Genomic DNA, 20,651 nt, shown 5'->3' on the forward strand with positions numbered 1-20,651 from the left:
CGTCGTCGACCGCGGCTCGGGCGGCCGCGCGAAAGACCCGGCAAAGATGGTCTCCGCAGGGCGGCGCGTGCCTGCGAGCCGCAGATGGTCCTGGGCCTGGCTTCGCTGGGGGTCGTCCTTGAGTGTCGGGCCAGGCGCTGATGGCAACCGGTCTGCAGCCCCCGCGGCTGAAACCGCAATCAGCCTTTGTACTGCATGTGGCGCGCGTCCGGGACGACGCGCGGACGGCAGACGCGTCCTCGATGCGATAGCGGATGTCGCCAGCGCCCAAGACGTCGGCTTGCGCCAACCGCACGCACCCCGTGCGCGTGCGGTTGGCGCGATGCGGTGCCGCTCGCCAACAGGCGGTCGTTGCCTGTGTCGCGACCGCCTGTCCGCCGGTCAGTTGATCGGAACCCCGCCGGTCACGGCGATTACCGCGCCGGTCATGTAGCTTCCTTCCGCCGACGCCAGCAGAACATAGGCGGGGGCGAGTTCGGCGGGCTGGCCGGCGCGGCCCAAAGGCGTGTCCTGGCCCAGCGTTTCCAGTTCCTCCGGCGACTTGGCGATCGGCTGGATCGGCGTCCAGATCGGCCCGGGCGCGACGGCGTTGACGCGGATGCCCTTCGCGACCAGCAGATTGGACAGCCCGACCGTGAGGCTGGAGATCGCCCCTTTGGTCGCCGCATAGACGATCATGCTCTTGCTCGCGACCTTGGCCTGCTCGCTGGTCGTATTCACGATTGCAGACCCCGGCTGCATGTGCGGCGCCGCGGCCTTGGCCAGACGGATCATGGCAAACACGTTTGCGGAGAAAGCGGCCTGCATCTCATCATCATCGATGCTGGCCAGATCGTCATTCATCGTCTGCGCCGCGGCATTGTTGACCAATATGTCGAGGCCGCCGAGTTCCGCAACCGTCCGCTCCACCAGCGCGGCGCAGTGATCCCGGTCGCGAATGTCACCCGGCAACAGTACACAGCGCTGACCAGCCTGCTCGACCCAGACACGCGTGTCCTCGGCATCGGCCTGCTCGACGGGAAGGTAGGAGATCGCGACGTCGGCGCCCTCCCGCGCATAGGCGATCGCGACTGCCTTGCCGATGCCCGAATCGCCGCCGGTGATGAGCGCGACCTTGCCTGCCAGCAGCCCCTTGCCGACGTAGCTTTGCTCGCCGTGGTCGGGCTTGGTCTTCATGTCGACGACAAGCCCGGGGGCGGGCTGCTGCGGTTCGCCGGGAAAGCTCGTTGGCTGGTTGGTGCGGGGATCGTTGGTCATGGAGCGTATCCTGCTGTTCTGGTCGCAGCGGAACGGTCGAAAGGTCGTTAAGTGCCAGGAGCGCCGGGCCACGGAATGCATGCGCGCAAACGGCCCGAATGCCGCGCAGGCAGGTCCTGGTGCGGCGGCCGGACCCTATGCGGCTATTGCGGATCGGCGCGGCGGGTCGGTGCGTGAAAATCCGCAGGCTTGTCCGCGATCCATCGCAGGAATCGGCTGATATCCGGGCGCGCGCGCAAGGCGTCGAGGTCCGCGAAGGTCGTGGCGAGATCCTGGTTGGAGACACTGGCGTGAATGATACGGTGACAGATGGGATGAACCGGCAGGACCTCGGTACCACCGCGGCTTTTGGGGATGCGGTGGTGCCACTCGATCTTTCGGCCGAGTGTCCGGTCGCAAAGGCCGCATCGTCCGGCCAAGTCGCCGACCGGCATGCGCTCCGCAGCCTGCTTAAGCCCCGCCATTCGCTTCACACGTCCGCCCATTGGCGCAATATGGTGCGACGAGGCTTACCGCCAAGCCTCGGACCGTATATTCCGGGATCGGTCCACGTCGATCCATCTTGGGAGCAGGAGGTGCAGCGTCTGTTCGGTACTTGTATCGGCGTTCTGGCGGCGATCGCTCCGGTCGCCTCGCCGCGTGCGGGGGAGCAGGCGCCTCCCTTCACCGTGCAGCTTTACCACGGCGCGACGGTCGATTCACGCAGCCTGGCGGGGCGCGTCGTGATCCTCAATTTCTGGGCGAGCTGGTGCGGGCCGTGCAAGCGGGAGCTTGCCGAGCTGGACACCGTGCTCGCGCACCATGGCAGCGCGCGTGTGGCTGTGTTCGCGATCGATGCGGGAACGCGGACCGAGCCGCGCTTGCTCGACCGGCAGGCGGCGGCGATGCGCGTGCCGATCGCGACCGCGATCAGCGCGCCCTATCGTCCGCGTGGCGGTGCCGTGCCGACGACCTGGCTCATCGACTCCCGCGGGCGCGTCGTGGCGGTTCAGGCGGGCGCGTTTCGCCCGGGCGAGATCGCGCGGCTGGTCGACGCGCTGCTCGGCGTCACTTCGGCGGGCGATACACCACGTTGATCGACTGGCCGACGCAGCCGAGGACCTCGCTGCCGAGCGTCGGCGGGAGATAGCGGAACCGCGCGACTGCCTTTTCGGTCGAGGGGCCGAACACGAACGGCGGATAGGCAATCACGGTGCGGACGTCGGTGACGCTCCCGTCGGGTGCGATGTCGAAGGCCGTGCGCGCATTTCCTTCGAACCCCCAGCGTAGCGCCTCGCTCGGGAAGGCGTCGCTGGAAATGCTGGTATTCTGCGGCACGGGGCGGACATCGAGCAGCGAGCATTGTTCGGGGGTAATTCCCGCGTCGGTCAACCGCGCGTCGGCGCGCGCCGGGGCGCCCTTGCGCCTGTCGAGCAACGCGAGGTGAAGTTGCGCGAGGCTGCGGATCGGGTCGTCCTGCGGGAGCAGTGCTGGCGGCGTCGCGATCGCCGCCTGCAGCAGCGCCTGCAACGGCGCGAACGTGCCCCCCGCCTCGAACGCCAGCGCCTGCTCGGTGCGCAGCCACGCGCGGGCACGTTCCGCGCCGGGCTGGTCGTCGAGCCGTGCGAGTGCGGTGCCGAGCAGCCGTGCCTTGTCGTTCTGCCAGCCCCGTCGCGACGCCGCGTTTACCGACTGAGACCCGACGTAGAGCGCGAACGCGCGGACGTCGGCGGGGGCGTTCCGGGCGACCAGCAACGTATCGAGCGCGGCGAGCGCTTCGGCCCGGCTGTGGTTGTCCCTGGCGCTGCGCACCGCGAACAGTCCTTTCGGGATCGCACCGCCGCCGTGCCGATCGGGGTCGAACGTGGAATCGACTGCATCGGGATCGACTCCGTTCTGGGTCAGCCAGTCCCGCGTGCGATCGCGGAACGCGTCTTCGAGCGACAGCAATGGCGGCCGCTTGACGCAGCGTAGCTCGAGCCGCACCGACTGCCGCCAGAATGCGTCGAGCTTCGCCAGCGCGGCGGGTTGCCAGCGCCAGGCATTCACGCTGGCTGCGAAGACGTTGCCGAGCGGGCCGGGCCTGCTCGCGAACACGGGGGTCGTGCCGGTCACGCGCCCGTCGTCAGCGATGGCGAATTCGACCACCGCGACATCCTGCGGCGTCACATCGTCGCCGCACACCGGAAGGTCCTTGTCCGAGACCGTCAGCCAGCTCTGGTCCGGCAAATGCCCGGCGCCCGAATAAGCGAGATACTGCCGGACCTTCTCCTCGTTGCCGAGGCGCGCATAAATCAGCGCGGCATTGCCGCGGATACGGACTTCGCTGATCGAGACCCGCGTCGAGGTCCGCCCGGTCAGGTCGAGCGCTTGTTCGATGAACGGGACGGCCAGCTTGGGTTGCCCGCGGTTGAGCTCCGCAAGCGCCCGCGTGCTCAGGACGTTGGCCTGATCGGTCTTTGGTAATTTGCCAAAGCGGGGCACGTCGGCGCGAATCGCATCGAGCGTCCGGGCGGCGAGATCGGGCTGCTCGGTGAGGGCCGCGAGCGCGAGCGTGTAGCGCGCGGACAGCGCGTTTGCGGACGACAGGTCTGTTTCCGCCGCGATCGCGCTTTGCAGCTCGGGGATCGCCTGCGCATTGGTCTCGCCGCCGCGGTGCAAGCTGCCAAGCAGCAAGAACGCGTAAGAGAGGTCGTCGTCGCGCGTGACCTTCTGCGTCCCGAACGCGCGGACCGCGAGGGTCGCCTCGGCGATTGCAGCATCGAACGCGCGAGTCTCGCGCAGTGCATAGGCAAGCCGCGCATGGATCACCGCTGCCGAATGGGCGGTCGACGGCAAGACAGCCAGAGCGGCCCGATAGTTTACGATCGCCGCGGCAAAGTCGCCCGTATCGAACGCGGCTTGTGCGGTGTTGAACAGCATTTGCGGGGTTTGCGCGGCAGCACTGCTGCTCGCCAGGGTCATCGTGCTCGCAGCAAGAGCGAGCCAGTATTTCGTGTTCCGTCGCATCGAAAACGCCCCCGCCATCAACCGTCTTGCGGAGGCTATCAGCTCGAACCGCCGTGCGAAAGCGGCGCGCAGTTGTGGACCGGAGAATTGCGCGTCCCGCATCTTGGACGGAAGGACTGAGGTGCAGCAGATTGCCGCGGCCGTGTTGCCCGGTCTGTGCTGGTCGGCAGCGCAAAGAACCGTTGCCTGTAAGTCACACAGGTCGAACGGAATGCCGCCGCCCTGCTAACCGCTCGCGATGACGGCACCGGTCCAAAAGCCAGCGATTCCGCGATTTCTGATAGCGCTAACGAAATATAACAATCTGTTCACATATGAAAACCATAATCACCTATACAAATTAAGGTTGACCGCGCGATATGGCGCGCCTAGCCGACCGCCATCGAAAGACCTCCTCGAAACCTCGGTTGATGCGAGGGAGGCTTGCAGGGAGAGGCGAGGCAACGCCGATGGCCACTCCCTTCCCAGGATGACTTACGAGCCCCGCGCCAGCGGAGTGCCGCGCTTTGGAAGGAATATGCATGTTTGCTGCTGATGCGGTCCGCCGCTTGGGGCTTGATAAGGCGCTGTTGCTGAGCGCGTCGATCCTGCCGTTCGTGGCGATCGCCGCCCCCGCCGTCGCGCAGACTACGGCTCCGTCAGGCACCCAGGCCCCCGCCGCCGACCAATCCGCCCCGTCGACTGCACCCGCGACCGCGCCGCAACCAACTGGGGCTGAACCCGTACCGGTGGCCCAGGATATCGTTGTCACCGGCGTGCGCGCGAGCTTGCAGTCGGCGCAGAACATCAAGCGCAATGCGGATCAGGTCGTTGATTCGATCGTCGCCGAGGACATCGGCAAGCTGCCCGACCGCAACGTCGCCGAAGCGCTGCAGCGCGTCTCGGGCGTCCAGATCCAACGCAACTTCGGGGAGGGCAGTTCGGTCGCGATCCGCGGGCTGACGCAGGTTCGCACCGAGCTCAACGGCCGCGACATCTTCACGGCGAACGGCCAGACCAATGCCCTCAGCCTCGAGGACGTGCCCTCCGAGTTGCTCGCCGGGGTCGACGTCTACAAGAATCCGTCGTCGGATCTGATCGAGGATCAACTCAGCGGCACGATCAATTTCCGCACCCGCAAGCCGTTCGATTTCAAGGGCTTCAAGATTTCGGGCTCGGCGGCGAACACCTATTTCGACCTCGTCCGCAAGAGCGAGCCGGCCGCGTCGCTGCTGATCAGCGACCGCTGGAATACCGGCATTGGCGAAATCGGCGTGCTGGCCAGCGCGTCGTACCAGAAGACCGCCTTCCGCCAGGACACGATCTCGACCGAGCCGTTCTACACGCTGGATCAGAGCCTCAAGGCCGACGGTACGCCCAATAGCGCGAGCGACGTCGCGACCGCCGCGCAGCTCGGGCGCACCGGCAAGACCACGACGCTACCGCACGGCACCGGCATCGGCGAGGTCATCGGAGACCGCCGCCGCTTCGGCCTCGACGTGTCGGTGCAATGGCGCCCGAGCAGCACGCTCGACTTTACCGGGGAATATTTCCGGAACGATTACAAGGTGCGCGACTATGGCTATAGCTATTTCGCCTACACCAGCGGAGCGGCGATCACGCCGCAGGCAGGAGCGCCCTTCACGTACGCCTCGAACGGCGATTTCCAGAGTGGCACCTTCACGAACGTCCCGATTGGCGACAACACGTCGATCGGCTCGCGCCATTCCGTGACCAGCGACTATTCGCTCAACGGCAAGTGGAAACCGTCGGCCAATCTGACGATCACCGGCGATTTCCAATATGTCGATTCAAAGACGGACAATCTCAACTCGATCGTCGGTCTGAGCGGCACCGCGACGACGCTGACGCAGAATATCTCGGGCACCACCCCGTCGTTCCAGATCGCCTCGGCGGCCGGCTTGTCGAACCCGGGGACCTACAGCAACGCCTATTATCTCGACGACCTCAACAATTCCAAAGGCACGGACACGGTCGGCCGACTCGATGGCGAATATCGCTTCGACGGCGGTATCCTCAGCTCGATCAAGGCGGGTATCCGCTATGCCGATCGCAAGAATACGACCAACGACACCGGCTATCGCTATACCAGCCAGTCCGGACCGGCGAGCGACCTGACCTATGTCGATCTGAGCGACTTTTACCGTGGGCAGGCCAATCTGTTCGGCAACATCCAGGCCTTCTCGCTCCCGACCGTGCTGAACTATGACGCAACGCGCGCCGCACTTGGTGTCACCACGACGCCGGCGTATCTGCCGAGCGGCATCAACACCGAATCGCAAAAGAGCTATGCCGGCTATGCCGCGGCGTTCTTTAAGGCGAGCACGCTGCCGGTGCCGATCGACGGCAATATTGGTGTGCGCGTTGTTCGGACGCAGTCCGCCGTCTCCGGCTATTATCAGCGCGTCGATCTCATCCCGGGGACGAATGGCCCGGTGTCGGGTCCGCCGACCTTTACCCAGCTTGGTGAAACGAACAGCTATACGTCCGTCCTCCCGAGCTTGAATCTGCGGGCTCACCTGACCGAAAAGCTGCAACTGCGCTTCGCTGCGTCGAAGAACATCTCGCGTCCGCAGTTCGATCAGGTCAACCCGACCGTTACGTTCACCGAGCCGGGCGATGCGCAGGCCAACCAGCAACACACCACCTCGACCGGCAATCCCTATCTCAAGCCGATGAAGTCGACCAATTTCGACGTTTCGGCCGAATGGTATTTCACGCGAACGGGCTCGTTGACGGTGGCGGGCTTCTACAAGGATATCTCGAACTACATCCAGACGGTCATCAATCAATCGTCCGTGACCTTCGCGGACGGCAAATCTGCCACGTTCGACGTGACGACCTACGACAATGCCGCCAAGGCCAAGGTCAAGGGCGTGGAAGTCGCCTATCAGCAATTCTTCGACTTCCTGCCCGGCCCGCTTAGCGGCCTCGGCGCGCAGGCGAACTTTACCTATGTCGACTCCCAGGCGCCGAGCCCGGCGAGCCAGGGCCCGGTGACGCAATTGCCGCTCGAAGGGCTATCGAAGTACAACTTCAATTTGGTGGGTATCTACGAGCGCGGGATTATTTCGGCCCGAGCCGCGTACAACTGGCGCAACAAGTTCCTCGTGACGACCTCCGCCAACGGGACCGGCAATCTGCCGATCTTCCAGAAGGCGTCGGGCCAGCTCGATGCGTCGATCACCGCGAACATCACGCCGCACTTCTCGCTGACGCTCAATGGGACGAACCTCACCAACACGGTGCGCTCGACCTATTACGGCATCCTCACCCGCCCGCGCGATTCGATCATGAGCGATCGCCAGATCACGGGCGTTGCGCGCATCACCTTCTAAGGTTGACCGACGGTCGGTCTGATCCGCGCGGCAACGGGCGGATCCCCGCTTCCTCCCCCTGCTCGTCCGGATGGCATCGCTTCGGCGATGTCGCCCGGACGAGTTTTTTTTCATGCGAGAGCCAAGGCCCGACGACGACGGCAACGGCGTCGGTCGGGAGTGATCGATGCAGCGGTTGCCTGAGCCGGAACGGGGGCAGGGCAGCGCCCGCACCCGGATGAGTCAGATCATTCTCGCGGTCGGTCCGGCGTCGTCCGGTGTTGTCGCTTCGAGGTAAAATCCAGGCAGCCAAGGCTATACCAACCCGCGCCCGTCGAGCCGGATCACCGGTACGAACCCGCCAACGGGCTGGTGTGGCATGGCGAAATGCAGTCCGGTCGTGTCCTGGTGGTGCGCTACCGGCCCGCCGCCGAGCAAGGTCGCCCGCTCGATCACACCCGACATTCGTCCATGGGCGAGCGACGCGACGGACGCGGTCCCCACCGGCCATCCCAGGAACAGCACGTAAAGCGCGCCCTTGTTCGTGGTGAAGCGGACGTCGCGCGGCGTGAAGCTGCTCGCGCCGGCCTCATTCTGCATGCCCGCGGCCAGCCGGGTCGGGCCTTCGCCATAGACGCGCCATGGCCGCGAACCGAAGATCGCCTCGTCGTTGATCGCGGTCCAGCCGCCGAGCTGGTCCAGGATCTTCTCTTCCTCGCTGTCGATCGAGCCATGGCCTGGCTGCGGGACCGAAAGCAGCAGATTGCCGTTCTTCGACACGACATCGGCAAGCCGCTGTACCACTTGCTCGGCGGTCTTGTAGCTCTTGTCGTTCAAGCGGGCGACGTTGTAGAACCAATCGCCGAGGCAGGTATCGGTCTGCCACGGTTCGTCCCACAGATGGTCGGAAAAGCCGCGCTCGACATCCTGCACCACCCCGAAGCGTTCGTGCGGCTTGAGCTGCTTGGCGAACAAGGCGACATCGATCTTGCCCGACCATGCGATCGAACGGTTGTAGTAATCCGCCGCCGCCTCGAGCCCAATCGACCCGAAGGGCAGGCCGTAATCATCGAAATAGACGAGGTCGGGCTTGTACTTCTCGACCAAGTCGATTTGCCGCAACAGCCATTTGGTGACGTAAGCGGGGTCGTCCGTGGGGCCGGTCTCGATCCACTGGCCGTCATGGGTGTCGTGCCACGCTTCCATGCCGGGGATCGTATCGATCCCGTTCGGCATCACCGCATGACCACCGGTATAGAGTTCCTGCGGATCGAGCCCGTCCCACCACTGGCCCGCGCCATCGGCCTTGCGCAGCCGAAACGCGTCGTAGCGCTCGCCTCGCTTGGGGCCGGTCGGGTCGTAGCCATAAGCGGTCTGGTACCAATGCCAGCTATGTGCCGAATGGTTCGATACGCCGAATTTGAGGCCGGCCTGGCGCGCGGCTTTCGCCCACGTCCCGACCACGTCGCGCCTTGGGCCGACACGCAGCGAATTCCACGCGTGATAACGGCTGTCGTAGCAATCGAGATTGTCGTGATGGTTCGCCAGCGCCATGAAATAGCGCGCGCCGACCTTCTTGTAGCGCGCGATCAGCGCGTCGGGGTCCCAGCGGTCGGCGGTCCAGCGGTTCTGGATATCCTTCATCCCGGTGACCGAAGGGTGGCCATAGGTCTCGAGATGATGCGCGTACATTGGATGGCCCTGCATATACAGGAACCGACCGTACCAGTCGCCTTGCTCGGGCACCGATTGCGGGCCCCAATGCGACCAGATGCCGAGCTTGGCGTCGCGAAACCAGTCGGGATAGCGATAGTTGGATACGAGGGACGGCCAGTTGGGTTCGACCGGACCGCGCGCAAGCCCCATCGGGCTCTGCGCCAGCGCGCCGCGTGCCATCGGCAGCGCGGCCATGCCGGCGAGGATCGAGCGTCGGTTGAGCCTCACTCGCCGAGCGTTCGCGCGATGGCGGCGAGCGCGAGCGGGCGCATCACGGCATATCCTTGCGCGGTCGGGTGGACGCCGTCGCTGGCAAGCCCCGGCTTCATTGCGCCTTCGGGCGTCGCCAAGGCGGCGAAGTAATCGACATAGCCGAACCCCTCAGCCTTGGCATATGCGCGCAGCCAGGCGTTCAGCGCGGCAATCTGTGGCACCGGCTGTTTCGAGGGGCTCCACGGGAAAGCGGCGGCGGGCGGGACCGAGGCAAGGATCACCTTGATGCCATGGGCGCGGGCGAGCTCCGCCATGCTCGCGATATTGCCTTCGACCGTCTCGATCGTCGCGGCTCCCGTATTGCCCGCGACGTCGTTGGTGCCGGCCATGATATGTACTGCCTTGGGCTTCAGCGCGATCACATCGGCGCGGAAGCGCGCGAGCATTTGCGGCGTGGTCTGTCCGCTGATGCCGCGGTCGACCACGCCCTTGCTGAAGAGCGCCGCGTCCGAATGGATCCAGTTGTCGGTAATCGAGTCGCCCATGAAGACGACCCGGACCGGTGCCCCGCTCCTGGCAAGCGTCCGGTTGGCAGCGGCGTAGCGGCAGAGCTGCGCGAAATCGCGAGTCATCATGTGGAGCTTCCAGGCCTCCCAGCCGGCACCGGAGGTGGGATCGGGATGCTGGGGGCAAGGGTCTGCGACAATCCCGACCGGATCGGACGCATGAACGTCGCCCGGTACGCTGGTTTGCGCAGAGGCCGTGCTTGCCAGAGCGATGAACAGTGGCAGCATCCACATGGAACGGGTCATTGCAAATCCTCTCAACGCCTTGCCACCCGGTCGATCGCGAGCGCGCCTGCGCAGGGCGACTCCGGGCCGTAGGGTGCACGCATACAGCGTATCTGCGCATATGAACTACTCCCGTCGGCGCCGCAGCGCGAAAAGGAGTTCCGTCGGAGCATGTGGGCATGATCACTCGTACCGGGCCGGACCCGGCGCGTCGTTGGCCGGAGGGAACCCGGCGCGCGCCGCGCTTGCTGGGCGGTGGAGTGACCCTGCTTGACCAACAGCCCGAGAACGCGGCTTCCGCAGAGGAGGCGCAAACCGCCCGACATGCTAAAAGGCAATGCAGTGCCGAGTCGCTCGAAATGGTGCGTATTCAAAGTCCAGGGGTGCCCATCGCGGTACCCATGCGGCGGCGTGGTCGTCGCGTCACGAAGCTCAAACGTCAATAGCAGGAGGTCATGATGTCGATCTTTGTGAACGGGACGGCCGTCGCCGGGCCGGGCGACCCCCGGGTCTCGCTGCTGGACTTCCTGCGCGAACATCTCGATCTGTCCGGTACCAAAAAGGGGTGCAACCAGGGCGCGTGCGGTGCCTGTACCGTGCTGGTCGATGGCGCGCGGATCCTCTCCTGCCTCGCGCTCGCGGTTCAATACGATGGCCGCGAGATCACCACGATCGAAGGCCTGTCCGACACGACCGGGCTCCACCCGCTCCAAACCGCATTCATCGAGCATGATGGGTTTCAGTGCGGCTATTGCACGCCGGGACAGATCTGTTCGGCGATCGGAATGGCCGCCGAAGCGAAGCGCGGCGTGCCGAGCCACGTCACCGTCGATCTCGCCGCGGACGTGACGCTGACGCGCGCGGAGGTGCAGGAGCGGATGAGCGGGAACCTGTGCCGGTGTGGCGCGCATAACGGGATCATCGAGGCGATCCAGGACGCCTTCGCCACGGAGATGGTAGCATGACGCCGTTCAGCTATGCCCGCGCGGGCGACTCCGCTGAAGCCCTCCGGCTCGGTGCGGTCGAGGACGCCGCTTATCTCGGGGGAGGAACCAACCTCGTCGATCTGATGCGCGAGACGGTGGCGACTCCCACCACGGTCGTCGACGTCACCGGATTTGCCGACACGATCGTTGAAACCGACGGCGGCGGACTGCTGATCGGCGCGGCGGTCCGCAACACCGCCCTTGCCGAGCACCGCACGGTGCGCACCCGCTATCCGATGCTGTCGCGTGCGATCCTGGCGGGTGCGTCGGCACAGATCCGCAACATGGCGACGGTCGGCGGCAATTTGCTGCAGCGGACGCGGTGCGCCTATTTTTATGACACCGATGGGTCGCTCTGCAACAAGCGCAGCCCGGGATCGGGATGCGACGCGCGCGGGGGGTTCAACCGCATCCATGCCATTCTGGGTGCGTCGGACGCCTGTGTGGCAACGCATCCCTCCGATATGTGCGTGGCGCTCGCAGCCCTAGACGCGACGGTGCATCTGCAGGGGAATGGAGGCCGCCGGACCTTGCCCTTCACGGAACTCCACCGCTTGCCCGGCGACACGCCGGAGTTCGACACCGTGCTCGACCATGGCGAACTGATCACCGCGATCGAACTCCCGGCGATGCCGTTCGCGGCACGATCGACGTATCGCAAGGTCCGCGACCGCGCGAGTTACGCATTCGCGTTGATCTCCGTCGCCGCTGCTCTGGAAATCGAGGGCGATCGCATCACCGACGTGCGGCTTGCCTTCGGGGGCGTGGCGCACAAGCCGTGGCGCGCCCTGAAGGCCGAAACGGTACTGCGTGGCGGTCCCGCCACCGAAGCGGCGTTCCGTGACGCCGCAATCGCCGAATTTGCGGACGCAAAGCCCCTGCGCGACAATGGCTTCAAGCCCGAACTCGCGACCCGCACCCTCACCGCCGTCCTCATGGAATTGACGGGCGCACCCGCCGGAGCAGCAGCATGAGCATCGTCGAAACCGTCAAGGGCACCGCACAGGGCCTCGTCCAAGGCGCAATGGCCAAGCTGGTCCCGCTCGCGCCCGACAGCTGGATCCCGGGTGGCGTGCCCGATCCTCTGATCGCGCATCAGCACGGCAAGATTGGCACCCCCGTCTCGCGGATCGATGGTCCGCTCAAGGTCGGCGGCGGGGCGCGCTTCGCAGCCGAGTTCTCGTTTGACGACATGGTCTATGCCGCGCTGGCCTATGCGACGATCCCGCGCGGGCGGATCACCGCGATCGACACCGATGCTGCTGTCGCCGCGCCCGGGGTGGTGCTGGTCATGACGCACCTCAACGCGCCGCGCATGAACCCACCGGCGGTGTTCGGCGCGTCGCCGACCGCCGTCGGGCCAGCCGACCTGCCGATCATGCAGGACGACCGCGTTCACTGGAATGGCCAGCCCGTCGCGGTCGTGCTGGCGGAGACCCAGGAACAGGCCGACCACGCCAAGTCGCTCATCCACGTCACCTATGCCCGTGAACCGTCGACTACGTCGCTCGACGAGGCAAAGGCGAACGGAATCGAGCAGGGGCTCTTCATGGGCCAGCCGTTGCTCAACAAGATCGGCGATGCCGAAGCTGCGCTCGCGTCGGCACCGCACACCGTCGATCACGTCTACCGCACGCCGCGCCACAGCCACAATCCGATCGAGCCCCATGCCGCGACGATCGCCTGGATCGGGGACGGGCTGGTCCTGCATGACGCGAGCCAGATGGTGACCGCGCAGGCCAAGACGATCGGCGACGTATTCGATCTCACGATGGAACAGGTGCGCCTGACCTCGCCGTATGTCGGCGGCGGCTTTGGATGCAAGGGCTTGTGGGATCATCAGATCCTGGGTGCCGCCGCGGCCAAGCTCGCGGGACGGCCGGTCCGCATGACGCTGTCGCGCGAAGGCGTCTACCGGGTGGTCGGCGGGCGCACGCTGACGGAGCAACGCGTCGCGCTGGGCGCGCAGGCCGACGGCGGGTTCGAGGCGTTGATCCACAGCGGCCTGTCCATCATGACGCCGCATAACAACATGCCCGAACCCTTCATTTTGGGGACGCGCGCTGCTTATGCCTGCCCGAACATCAAGCTGCAGGTGCAGGTGGCCAAGATGAACATGTTGGCCAACACCTTCATGCGGGCACCGGGTGAGTCCGTCGGCACCTTCGCGCTGGAATCGGCGGTGGACGAACTCGCCGTCGAACTCGGCATGGATCCGATCGCGCTGCGCATTCGCAATGAGCCCGAGCAGGATCCCACCTCCGGATTGCCCTTTTCGTCGCGCCATATCGTCGAGGCCTGGAAAACGGGGGCGGAACGGTTCGGCTGGGATCAGCGCAGTGCCGTGCCCGGGACCCGCCGCGAGGGGGAATGGCTGATCGGCATGGGCTGTGCGACCGGTACCTACCCCTATTACCGGATGCCCGGCGCCGCGGCGCGGATTACCTTGATACGCGACGGCGCTTCCGTGCGTGCGAGGATCGAGGTCGCCGCTGCGGAAATGGGGATGGGGACGGCTACCACGACGGCGATCGTCGGGGCGGAACGGCTGGGCCTCTCGCTCGACCAGGTCGAGGTCGGTTACGGCGATTCGACCATTCCCGGCGCGATCATGGCCGGCGGCTCGCAACAGACCGCGGCGATCGGGGCCGCGGTGATCGCCGCGCACAATGCGCTCGTCGCCGAACTGCTCAAGCTCGCCGGGAATGATTCGCCGCTCGCCGGCTTGTCCCCGGACGAGGTGGGGAGCGAAGACGGCGGCCTTGCCAAACGCGACGACCGCTCACGACGCGAGAGCTACGCCTCGATCCTCGAGCGCGCGCAGCGGGACGAACTGGTTGTCAGCAAGGAGGCCTCACCGCCACTGGAGCTGATGCACTGGTCGATGCATTCGCATAGCGCGATCTTCTGCGAGGTGCGCGTCAATGCGGTAACCGGCGAAACTCGCGTCAGTCGCATTCTCGGGTCGTTCGACTGCGGCCGGATCCTCAACCCCAAGACAGCCCGCAGCCAGTTTCGCGGCGGCATCATCATGGGGCTCGGCATGGCGCTCATGGAGGAAACCCAGTTCGACGAACGCAATGGCCGGATCATGAACCCGAGCCTTGCCGAATATCACGTGCCGGTTCACCTGGACGTGCCTGAGATCGACGTGATCTGGACCGATATCGCCGATCCGCATACCCCGATGGGTGCGCATGGCATCGGCGAGATCGGCATTACCGGGGTAGCCGCCGCGGTGGCGAACGCGGTCTTCAACGCGACCGGCAAGCGTGTCCGTGACCTGCCGATCACCCTGGACAAGCTGTTGTAACGGTCGAACCCATCGCTGCGGACACGGCCGGGCGATGGTTGCGCAGGCGTCTATCCGGCGCGAATGGGGCGAGTAGGGACACTTGCCCGAGAGCGCCTACTATTTGGTCGGCGGATCGACAAAACCGTCGCCTGAAGAAAACTGGCCAGGGAAGCTCAAGCCGCAAAAAGCCCCTCCCCTTCAGGGGAGGGGTTGGGGTGGGGCAGTCTAGCAGAGCTGACGCTCGGTGAGATACCCTCAACGCGCAACCCATCCCCGGAAGGGACGGAACGAAGACAGAGATACCATGCTGCACCCGGAACGCGTCATGCCCGAGGGCGGACTGTCCAGAGCGCGACCATCAGCGATCGCGCGGCAGGCCAAGCAGCGGGGTATCCCCTGATGATGCGTATCGTGCGCCAAACGCGTGGCATGGGCCGATCGACATGCTACGGACGGGACCATGTCAAACTCAAGAAGCAATACAGGCACCGTCGAGGTGGATGGGCTCCAGTACGATTGGGAACTTCAGCGCGAGCCGAAATGGTCGGATAACGACGGTTGGAAAGGGATGGCGATTTCCCTGATCCAGCGCGACGCGCAGCGCGAGGCCCTGCTGGAATTCCCGCCGCCCAAACGGCTGTTGAAAGGGCTGCAACGGGGTCGTCTTCAAGTCGATACCGCGACCGTTTCGCGAGGCGTGCGCGCGGCCTTACTGGCCGGATGGGACCCGCTGTCGCGCGGCAGGCCGATCGTTTTTACCGTAGATGCCGAGGGCGCGTAAGGCGTGCATGCCGTGCAAGCTCTTCAGTCTCGGAAGACTTTGAAGGCCCCCGATGCGCTCGGCGCCTGAGACCGACGTCGAAACCACCTTGCTCGGGCCGGTCCTGGCCGATCGGTCTTGCGGCGATTGCACCGCGTGCTGCACCGTGCTCACGATCGATACGCCCGACTTGAAGAAACCCGCGGGACAGCCTTGCGAAAACCTCTTCGAAGGCGGGTGCCGCATCCACGCTGAACGCCCGCACATCTGTCGAACATGGTTCTGCGCGTGGCGACGGGTTGCGACCATGCCGGAGGACGCCCGCCCCGATCGGTCCGGGCTGCTCGTCTCACTCAATTTCGTGCGTGCGCCGCAGAACTGCTTTGAAGGCGTCTCGATCAATGTCCGTGTGCTGGCCGGCAGCGAGGCGATCGAGAACGGCATGGCTGCCGTCGTGCTCGACAGCTTGTGCGACCAACTGATTCCGGTCTGGTTCAGCGACGGATCGTCGAAAATGCTGCTGCACCCCGACGATGATGTCGCACGCCTCGTCCTCTCGGGAGAACCCGCGCCCCCACACCTGGAGGACGAAGTGAGCGCTTGGCGCGAGCGCTACGGCGTCTTCATGCCAACTCACGGCCGTTGAGCTTTTCTGTCGGTCGGCTGACCCGGGACATCCGAACGCACAGGGAGGGTGTTGTGTGAGGACTTCGGATATAACGCCGCCGCAGAGGTGCCATGCGGGTGGTCGGGCCAGCGCACCCCTCGGCGTGGTGGTACGCTGGCGTTTCATCCGTCTGGGTGCGTGCATGACCGCGGGCGCCGGATCGTCGCGGCATCCGCGAACGGCGATCGTGCGGAAGGGCCGGTTGGGGATACGCTGCAGGCGCTCGATCGCGTTGCGTCTGCACCGCACGCATTCGGCGCGGCGCACCATTTGATCGCGGCGTAACGGCCGCAAAGCTGGTAAGGGCACGCACATGGTGCTGACACGACATGGTTGAAGGCGGATCCCTGCGCACGATCAGCGTCGGCGTGCGAGAGGTGCTTGGTGCCGCGCTGCCGGGCGAACCCACGCGCGGGGACGTCCGCGCGCTTCTGCTGGGGACGCGTGTCGACACCCGCCATCTGCGCGATTTCGTCGAACCCGAGACTCTCCACCTGTCCGGCGTTGGAGCGGCATTCGTGTTCCGCTATGGCGTTCTCGTCCTGATCGGGGCGTCCGCCGAAGTGGAACGCCGCTTCATCGCGCAGCTCTCCGACCACGTGATCGAACCCTTGGCCACGCCGGAAACCGAAACCGCCTGGATCGAGATCCACCCGGACCGCGAAGAGACCGTCAGCGCGGACGGGCATATCCGGTTGAAGGAAGCGTCGCGCGAACGTCTGTTGCTGACCGCCACCGTCGTCGCCAGAAGCGTGGTGCTGGCGCGGGACGAGGGGCGGATTGCCGAAGCTTTCGATCGCGTCGAGCCGCTGATCCACGAGCTGCGCGTCCATGGTCGCGCGGTGATGCCGATCCGGCGGGTCATGAGGAGCATCGGCGATGTCCTCGCAGCGCAGCACCGCGTCGTCGGTCGCGCGCAGATCGTGGAGAAGCCGGACCTGCTATGGGACCATCCCGAGCTCGACCGCCTCTATGGGCGCCTCGAAGCCGAGTTCGAACTGGGTGACCGCGCGCGTGCGATGGAACGCAAGCTCGAGGTCATCGGTGACGCGGCGGAATGGCTGCTCGACCTGGTGCAGGACAAGCGTTCGCTGAGGCTCGAGCTTGCCGTGATCGGCTTGATTGCCTTCGAGGTCGTCCTCAACATCTACGAGTTATGGCGGCACTGAAAGGCGATCCGGCGATCGGCGGCAGATGGAGCCTTGGCACGTGCGCCGTTGGCGACGACGCCCGACTGCAACGATCAGCCCCAGTTCAGTTGAGCTCTATGATGACGGGATGATCAGTAAGGCTGAGTTGCAGATGGGAGCAGTCGGCCATCCGCAGGATCGCCCTCGCGCCCACGGTCGGATCGTACACGGCAATGGCGTGCTTTCCTTTGAGGTCGATGACCGGGTGATCCTCTCCGTGACCACGCTCGTCCCAGACGATGAGCAACGAACGGCCGCCGCGCCCCGTCAATGCAAGATCATGGACGGTATCGGGCTGGGCGGTGATCTCATAGTCCAGCGCGGCATGTCTCCGGCCGGGACCTGGTCTGTTGAGGATGGATGTAAAATTGTGCAAATAGACCGCGGCTTTGCGTGGCGTATAATCCGGACGGAAGAAGCCGAAGGTCTGGTTGCCGCTTTCGTCCGTCCGATCGCGCAGGATATAGACCGACGTGTTCGAAAACCCGCGAGCAAATTGCGCGAGATAGATATCCAGCAGCACGGCGCCCTGCGTTTCCTCGTTCACGATCCCGCTCAGGGTGATGCCGGTTTCGGTCGTGACGCGGGGCAGGCGATCGAGGTCAGCCTGGCTATAGCCCCTGAAGTGATTGCGCCATGTGCTGCCGTAATTCCCGTAAAGTCCGTCAGTTTGTGAAGCGACCGAGGGATCTGCCGCGTTCCAGGCGAGGTTGTCGGGGAGGGGGCTTTGCGAGGTCCGCCTCGGGTAATTGTGCAGCGTCGCCGCGTCGGCGAAGCGCGTGCCCGCTGGAAGCGCCGACCCCGCGCGGGGCGGAATGGTCAGGAACTGCAGGCCGACGTCGTCCGTTTCGGCGCCAGCCTCGGATATCGACCACACCGGATAGCGTGCCAGCTGCGGGTCGGCCTTGACGGCGGCGTAGAGCCGCTGCTGCAGGCGTGCGACTGGCTGCCACGACAGACCGCGGCCGCCGCCCGGGACGCCATCCACGGTGACAGGCCAATTGTTGGGCTCGTTATTGCCCTCAAACGCGAGCAGAGCCGAGGACTGGGCAAGCACCCGCCCGGTAGCAACGAGTTTGGCGATGTCCGTGCCGCCGCTGAGTAATCCCCAACTGAACGTGACCCCGGTGGCCCGATGGATTTTCAGCATGGTGCGGATTGTCGACGGTCCGTCGTCCGACAGGCCCTCGATGCCTGCGCGGACCCATCGGAATCCACCAAATTTCAGCATGTCGATGGTTTTTTCGAGCGATTGGCCACGATCCGGAAAGCTCGTATTGACGCCGATACTGGCAAGAAAGCGTTCGACAGGCACGGCCGTTCTGGCGCGCGACGCAGCAGGTGAGGCACAAGAAAACATCGCTGCGATCATTATACACGGTCCGCTGCGGTGGAACATGGCGCTCGCTCCGAGGCAGAGTGTAAATGCAAAACCAGGGTGTTTGGTCGCATGATGGCGAACCAGCCGAGTGTCAGCAATACTGTGGATTGCCCAGCGATCCAGTGTGTCCGGTTTGATTCGATGGAGATATTGCGCCCGCAAGATAAAGGGGACAAGCAATAGGAAATATTTGCGCTCAGACTTACCCGCTTCGCCGCGATGCTGGTCGCCAGCTCGAGCGAAGCGTGCTGATGGCGCGATCGTGTCATAAGAGCGCAGCGCCGCTCGGGACGATGGGGATGAAGGAGCAAGCGCAGGTTCCGGTCCGACCGCTACACGATCGGTCGAGTGATGACATGTCCGTAAATTCAAATGCGGTCCACCGTCGGACCCTGTAGGCGTTGCTTCGCGCGACGTCCCTGCCGATGTGGGCGCAGGAGGCCGCAATGACCGGTTCTGACGAAGCGACTCCACCCTCTGCCGCCGTCGAGGATCGTCGACCCTGGGCCGAACGCGCGCTCTCCGTCATGGGCCCCGGCCTCGTCACGGGCGCGGCCGATGATGACCCCAGCGGAATCGCAACATACAGCCAGGTGGGCGCTCAGTTCGGCTATAGCCTCAAGTGGATCATGCTGTTCAGCTATCCCTTGATGGTAGTGACGCAGGAGATAGCGGCACGGATCGGATGCGTGACCGGCGTCGGCATCGCGCAGAACCTTCGGCGGCATTATCCGCGATCGCTCCTGCGGCTGGTCGTCCTGCTGCTCGTTGTCGCCAACGTCATCAACCTCGGTGCCGATTTGGGGGCGATGGGGGCAGCGGTCGGCCTGCTGATCGGGGGACCGGAGCATATCTACACGCTGCTGTTCGGGATCATCTGCGTTCTGCTCGAGGTTTTCATGGACTATCCGCGTTATGCGGCGGTCCTCAAATGGTCGACCTTGTCGCTGTTCGCTTATGTCGGCGTGGTGTTTGCCTCGCACGTCTCCCTTCGATCGGCGCTGACCGCCACGCTGTTCCCGTCCTTCACGTTCGACGCCGCGCACGCCATGGCGCTGGTGGCGATCCTCGGGACGACCATCTCCCCCTATCTGTTCTTCTGGCAGAGCGGGCAGGAGGTGGAGGAGCAGCATCGCCGGCATGTGAAGCCGCTGTGCGTCACGCCGAAAACCGCGATTGCCGAGCTTTCCCGGATACGGGCGGATACGATCGTCGGGATGGGGTTCTCCAACCTGATCGCGCTGTTCATCATCATCGCGACGGCGGCCACGCTGCATGCCCACGGCATCACCGATATCCAGACCTCGTCGCAGGCGGCCGAAGCGTTGCGGCCGATCGCTGGCGTGTTTACTTTCGGGTTGTTTGCGCTCGGGATCATCGGCACGGGTATGCTCGCGATCCCGGTCCTTGCAGGGTCTGCCGCTTACGGCGTCAGCGAAATGTTCGGCTGGACGTCGGGCTTGCGGCGCAAGCCGCGCGAGGCGCGCGCGTTCTATGCCGTCATCGCGGTCGCGACGCTGGCTGGCGCGGCCCTCAACTTCACCGCCATCGACCCGATCAAGGCGCTCTATTGGAGCGCGGTCGTCAATGGCGTACTCGCCGCGCCGCTGATGGCGGTCATGATCATGATCGCGATGAACAAGCGAGTCATGGGACGGCTTACACTCAGTCCCGCCATGGCCGCCGCCGGAGGGGTTGCAACCGCAGTCATGGGGGCGGCATCGGTAGGCTTCTTCGTTCTGGCCTGAGCCGTCCTGTGGCTCGCAGCAACCAGAGGCCGACGGAACAGGACACCGCGCTTTCACGTCGCGTCCGAAGGCGTCCATCCGGCAGTCCTCTTCAACGCCAGTCTGGCCGTCGCCAGCGCGCTGCGCTCGCTTATGACCCACGGTTCACCCATGATCAGGGGACGAACGCGCGATATCCGTCGCCGGTCATGAACCCGTCCGGACGTGCAGATGCCGGGTCGAGCGTAGAGAATCGCCGTTGTCCAAGCCTCCGGAATTCCGCTGGACACGGCGGCCTGTTCGCACGAGCATGCCATGCAGACGGGATCTGCCGGAGACGTCGGATGCGTGCACGCGGTGTCA

General features: G+C 65.1%; 16 protein-coding genes. 10 read left to right on the forward strand and 6 right to left on the reverse strand.

Annotation, left to right across the window (positions count from 1 at the left end; all coding sequences use genetic code 11):
* Positions 1 to 381 precede the first annotated feature (381 nt).
* Both L8G49_RS11685 and L8G49_RS11690 read right to left on the reverse strand, forming a co-directional pair.
* Positions 382 to 1,257, reverse strand: a complete 876-nt coding sequence (locus L8G49_RS11685; RefSeq protein WP_242185854.1) for an SDR family oxidoreductase — start codon at positions 1,255 to 1,257, stop codon at positions 382 to 384.
* Positions 1,258 to 1,400: 143 nt separating this feature from the next.
* On the reverse strand, positions 1,401 to 1,721 hold the full coding sequence (locus L8G49_RS11690; protein ID WP_242185856.1) for an HNH endonuclease: 321 nt from the start codon (positions 1,719 to 1,721) through the stop codon (positions 1,401 to 1,403).
* Between the two features lie 111 nt (positions 1,722 to 1,832).
* On the opposite strand from L8G49_RS11690, the gene L8G49_RS11695 reads away from it, so the two are divergent.
* Positions 1,833 to 2,333 (forward strand): TlpA disulfide reductase family protein, encoded by a 501-nt coding sequence (locus L8G49_RS11695; protein WP_242185859.1) that lies wholly within the window; start codon positions 1,833 to 1,835, stop codon positions 2,331 to 2,333.
* Here L8G49_RS11695 and L8G49_RS11700 read toward each other — a convergent pair.
* Positions 2,305 to 4,245: an energy transducer TonB gene (locus L8G49_RS11700; RefSeq protein WP_242185861.1), complete on the reverse strand. Its 1,941-nt coding sequence runs from the start codon at positions 4,243 to 4,245 to the stop codon at positions 2,305 to 2,307. The genes L8G49_RS11695 and L8G49_RS11700 overlap by 29 nt on opposite strands.
* A gap of 521 nt (positions 4,246 to 4,766) precedes the next feature.
* Here L8G49_RS11700 and L8G49_RS11705 point away from each other — a divergent pair.
* Positions 4,767 to 7,583, forward strand: a complete 2,817-nt coding sequence (locus L8G49_RS11705) for a TonB-dependent receptor (RefSeq protein ID WP_242185864.1) — start codon at positions 4,767 to 4,769, stop codon at positions 7,581 to 7,583.
* 294 nt (positions 7,584 to 7,877) lie between these two features.
* On the opposite strand, the gene L8G49_RS11710 is transcribed toward L8G49_RS11705, so the two are convergent.
* Positions 7,878 to 9,506, reverse strand: coding sequence for an alpha-L-fucosidase (locus L8G49_RS11710; RefSeq protein ID WP_242185867.1), 1,629 nt, complete (start codon positions 9,504 to 9,506; stop codon positions 7,878 to 7,880).
* A complete protein-coding gene (locus tag L8G49_RS11715; RefSeq protein WP_242185869.1) occupies positions 9,503 to 10,303 on the reverse strand; it encodes an SGNH/GDSL hydrolase family protein in 801 nt (266 codons plus the stop codon). Before L8G49_RS11715 ends, L8G49_RS11710 begins: the two co-directional genes overlap by 4 nt.
* 437 nt (positions 10,304 to 10,740) lie before the next feature.
* Here L8G49_RS11715 and L8G49_RS11720 point away from each other — a divergent pair, with 437 nt between their 5' ends.
* The 7 genes from L8G49_RS11720 to L8G49_RS11750 all read left to right on the forward strand — a co-directional run bounded on the left by L8G49_RS11720 (position 10,741) and on the right by L8G49_RS11750 (position 17,159).
* Positions 10,741 to 11,247 carry a 2Fe-2S iron-sulfur cluster-binding protein gene (locus L8G49_RS11720; RefSeq protein ID WP_242186103.1) on the forward strand — a complete coding sequence of 169 codons (507 nt, stop codon included), beginning with the start codon at positions 10,741 to 10,743 and terminating at the stop codon, positions 11,245 to 11,247.
* Complete coding sequence (locus tag L8G49_RS11725; protein WP_242185872.1) at positions 11,244 to 12,242, forward strand: xanthine dehydrogenase family protein subunit M; 999 nt, start codon at positions 11,244 to 11,246, stop codon at positions 12,240 to 12,242. Before L8G49_RS11720 ends, L8G49_RS11725 begins: the two co-directional genes overlap by 4 nt.
* Positions 12,239 to 14,581, forward strand: a complete 2,343-nt coding sequence (locus L8G49_RS11730) for a xanthine dehydrogenase family protein molybdopterin-binding subunit (protein ID WP_242185874.1) — start codon at positions 12,239 to 12,241, stop codon at positions 14,579 to 14,581. Before L8G49_RS11725 ends, L8G49_RS11730 begins: the two co-directional genes overlap by 4 nt.
* Positions 14,582 to 15,023: 442 nt before the next feature.
* Positions 15,024 to 15,344 carry a hypothetical protein gene (locus L8G49_RS11735; protein ID WP_242139261.1) on the forward strand — a complete coding sequence of 107 codons (321 nt, stop codon included), beginning with the start codon at positions 15,024 to 15,026 and terminating at the stop codon, positions 15,342 to 15,344.
* A gap of 52 nt (positions 15,345 to 15,396) precedes the next feature.
* Positions 15,397 to 15,969: a YkgJ family cysteine cluster protein gene (locus tag L8G49_RS11740; protein WP_242185876.1), complete on the forward strand. Its 573-nt coding sequence runs from the start codon at positions 15,397 to 15,399 to the stop codon at positions 15,967 to 15,969.
* Positions 15,970 to 16,128: 159 nt separating this feature from the next.
* Positions 16,129 to 16,275: a hypothetical protein gene (locus L8G49_RS11745; RefSeq protein ID WP_242185878.1), complete on the forward strand. Its 147-nt coding sequence runs from the start codon at positions 16,129 to 16,131 to the stop codon at positions 16,273 to 16,275.
* Between the two features lie 44 nt (positions 16,276 to 16,319).
* Positions 16,320 to 17,159 (forward strand): RMD1 family protein, encoded by an 840-nt coding sequence (locus L8G49_RS11750; protein WP_242138877.1) that lies wholly within the window; start codon positions 16,320 to 16,322, stop codon positions 17,157 to 17,159.
* A gap of 85 nt (positions 17,160 to 17,244) precedes the next feature.
* Here L8G49_RS11750 and L8G49_RS11755 read toward each other — a convergent pair whose 3' ends face one another.
* Entirely contained in the window at positions 17,245 to 18,552 is a 1,308-nt protein-coding gene (locus L8G49_RS11755) for a hypothetical protein (RefSeq protein ID WP_242185880.1), read from the reverse strand.
* A gap of 455 nt (positions 18,553 to 19,007) precedes the next feature.
* Between L8G49_RS11755 and L8G49_RS11760 the strand changes: the two genes are divergently transcribed.
* On the forward strand, positions 19,008 to 20,309 hold the full coding sequence (locus tag L8G49_RS11760) for a divalent metal cation transporter (protein ID WP_347272060.1): 1,302 nt from the start codon (positions 19,008 to 19,010) through the stop codon (positions 20,307 to 20,309).
* Positions 20,310 to 20,651: the final 342 nt, after the last annotated feature.

Origin of the sequence: Sphingomonas sp. CARO-RG-8B-R24-01 (assembly GCF_022662295.1) — a bacterium.
Classification (GTDB): domain Bacteria; phylum Pseudomonadota; class Alphaproteobacteria; order Sphingomonadales; family Sphingomonadaceae; genus Sphingomonas.

What these genes read in the sequence shown, in the direction of transcription:
- L8G49_RS11760 (WP_347272060.1), top strand. Translation starts at nt 19,008, where the DNA reads ATGACCGGTTCTGACGAAGCGACTCCACCCTCTGCCGCCGTCGAGGAT.
- L8G49_RS11720 (WP_242186103.1), top strand. Translation starts at nt 10,741, where the DNA reads ATGTCGATCTTTGTGAACGGGACGGCCGTCGCCGGGCCGGGCGACCCC.
- L8G49_RS11700 (WP_242185861.1), bottom strand. Translation starts at nt 4,245, where the DNA reads ATGCGACGGAACACGAAATACTGGCTCGCTCTTGCTGCGAGCACGATG.
- L8G49_RS11735 (WP_242139261.1), top strand. Translation starts at nt 15,024, where the DNA reads ATGTCAAACTCAAGAAGCAATACAGGCACCGTCGAGGTGGATGGGCTC.
- L8G49_RS11715 (WP_242185869.1), bottom strand. Translation starts at nt 10,303, where the DNA reads ATGACCCGTTCCATGTGGATGCTGCCACTGTTCATCGCTCTGGCAAGC.
- L8G49_RS11750 (WP_242138877.1), top strand. Translation starts at nt 16,320, where the DNA reads ATGGTTGAAGGCGGATCCCTGCGCACGATCAGCGTCGGCGTGCGAGAG.
- L8G49_RS11705 (WP_242185864.1), top strand. Translation starts at nt 4,767, where the DNA reads ATGTTTGCTGCTGATGCGGTCCGCCGCTTGGGGCTTGATAAGGCGCTG.
- L8G49_RS11755 (WP_242185880.1), bottom strand. Translation starts at nt 18,552, where the DNA reads ATGATCGCAGCGATGTTTTCTTGTGCCTCACCTGCTGCGTCGCGCGCC.
- L8G49_RS11730 (WP_242185874.1), top strand. Translation starts at nt 12,239, where the DNA reads ATGAGCATCGTCGAAACCGTCAAGGGCACCGCACAGGGCCTCGTCCAA.
- L8G49_RS11740 (WP_242185876.1), top strand. Translation starts at nt 15,397, where the DNA reads ATGCGCTCGGCGCCTGAGACCGACGTCGAAACCACCTTGCTCGGGCCG.
- L8G49_RS11725 (WP_242185872.1), top strand. Translation starts at nt 11,244, where the DNA reads ATGACGCCGTTCAGCTATGCCCGCGCGGGCGACTCCGCTGAAGCCCTC.
- L8G49_RS11690 (WP_242185856.1), bottom strand. Translation starts at nt 1,721, where the DNA reads ATGGCGGGGCTTAAGCAGGCTGCGGAGCGCATGCCGGTCGGCGACTTG.
- L8G49_RS11685 (WP_242185854.1), bottom strand. Translation starts at nt 1,257, where the DNA reads ATGACCAACGATCCCCGCACCAACCAGCCAACGAGCTTTCCCGGCGAA.